This is a genomic window from Burkholderia sp. Ax-1720 (assembly GCF_011753035.1).
GTDB classification, from domain to species: domain Bacteria; phylum Pseudomonadota; class Gammaproteobacteria; order Burkholderiales; family Burkholderiaceae; genus Burkholderia; species Burkholderia gladioli.
Genome location: NZ_VWWK01000392.1, coordinates 1 through 1,847 on the forward strand (window position 1 = coordinate 1; position 1,847 = coordinate 1,847).

A 1,847-nucleotide genomic window follows, 5' to 3' on the forward strand; every position below is an offset into this window, starting at 1 on the left:
GCGCCGCAAGCCGCGCGTGATCGGCGCCGAACAGCGCCTCGATCGAATCGAAGGCGCGCAGCAGCGCCTCGCAGGCCGCGGCGGGCAGGCCCGGCACCGAGGCCAGATGCAACCAGGCAAGCAGCGTCGCGCGCGCGGGCACGGCCGCGCTCATCGGCCCCGCCCGGCCCACGGCCTGCGACGCGCAAGCCGCCATGCTAGAATTTTCGCCATTCGAAATAAAACGAACGATCGCGCGCACCGGCCCGCCGCGTTGGGCTGCGCGCTGGATATCGCGCGATTGCAGCCTCATCTTCCGGCTATCGCGACGGCGCGGCCAGTCGGCCGAATGGCCGGTCCGCCCGCCCCAACCGCTTTCCGAATCGAAACATCATGGCGCTTCTGAACATCCTGCATTACCCCGACAAACGGCTGCACAAGGTGGCCAAGCCCGTCGACGTGGTCGACGATCGCATCCGCAAGCTGGTCGACGACATGGCCGAGACCATGTACGCCGCGCCCGGCATCGGCCTGGCCGCCACCCAGGTGGACGTGCACGAGCGCGTGATCGTGATCGACACCTCCGAGGACAAGAACGCGTTGCAGGTCTTCATCAATCCCGAGATCGTCTGGTCCAGCGACGGCAAGCAGGTCTACGAGGAAGGCTGCCTGTCGGTGCCGGGCGTCTACGACGAGGTCGAGCGGCCCGACCACGTGCGCGTGCGCGCGCTGGGCCGCGACGGCCAGCCCTTCGAGCTCGAGTGCGAGGGGCTGCTGGCGGTCTGCATCCAGCACGAGATGGATCACCTGATGGGCCGCGTGTTCGTCCAGTACCTCTCGCCGCTCAAGCAGAACCGCATCAAGAGCAAGATGAAGAAACTCGAACGCGCGATGTGACTCGCGTGACGGACCGATCCTCCATGAGCCATTCGTTGCGCGTCATCTTCGCCGGCACGCCGGAATTCGCCGCGGCCGCGCTGGCCGCGATCCATCAAGCCGGCTTCCCGGTGCCGCTGGTGCTGACCCAGCCCGACCGGCCCGCCGGGCGCGGCATGAAGCTGCAGGCCAGCGCGGTCAAGCAATACGCGCTCGAACACGGCCTGCCGGTCGCGCAGCCGCCCTCGCTGCGCCGCAACGGCAAGTTCCCGGCCGAGGCGGGTGCCGCGCTCGACACGCTGAACGCCACGCCGCACGACGTGATGGTGGTGGCCGCCTACGGGCTGCTGCTGCCGCAGGAAGTGCTCGACATCCCGCGCCACGGCTGCATCAACATCCATGCCTCGCTGCTGCCGCGCTGGCGCGGCGCCGCGCCGATCCACCGCTCGATCGAGGCCGGCGACGCCGAGACCGGCGTCACGCTGATGCAGATGGATGCGGGGCTCGATACCGGCGCGATGATCTCGGAGGCGCGCGTGGCGATCGCCGGGGATGACACCACCGCGTCGCTGCACGACAAGCTCGCGACGCTCGGCGCGCAGTTGATCGTCGAGGCGCTGGTGAAGCTCGAGCGCGAGGGCAAGCTCGCCGCCACGCCGCAGCCGGCCGAGGGCATCACCTATGCCGAGAAGATCGGCAAGCACGAGGCCGCGCTCGACTGGCGCGAGCCGGCCGAGGTGCTGGCGCGGCGCATCCGCGCCTTCGATCCGTTCCCGGGCGGCGCGGGCACGCTCGACGGCAGCGTGCTGAAGCTGTGGGCCGCCGAGGCGGTGGCCGCGCGCGGCGCGGCCGAGCCCGGCACCATCGTCGAAGCTGGCGCCGAAGGCGTGCTGATCGCCTGCGGCAGCGGTACGCTGCGCGTCACGCAGTTGCAGAAGCCGGGCGGCAAGCGGTTGCCCGCGCGTGAGTTCCTGGCCGGCGCGCCGCTCGCG

Annotated in this window: 2 protein-coding genes; both read left to right on the plus strand. The window is 70.4% G+C overall.

The window, feature by feature from the left end; translation table 11 throughout:
- Window positions 1–372 precede the first annotated feature (372 nt).
- Window positions 373–876, plus strand: a complete 504-nt coding sequence (gene def, locus F3J18_RS37055; protein WP_013699751.1) for a peptide deformylase — start codon at window positions 373–375, stop codon at window positions 874–876.
- 23 nt (window positions 877–899) lie between these two features.
- Window positions 900–1,847 (plus strand): methionyl-tRNA formyltransferase (fmt, locus tag F3J18_RS37060; protein WP_166917130.1); only part of this gene is annotated, 948 nt, incomplete at its 3' end.

Excerpts from the sequence above, each read along its gene's own strand:
- def (WP_013699751.1), top strand. The coding sequence starts at position 373 with ATGGCGCTTCTGAACATCCTGCATTACCCCGACAAACGGCTGCACAAG.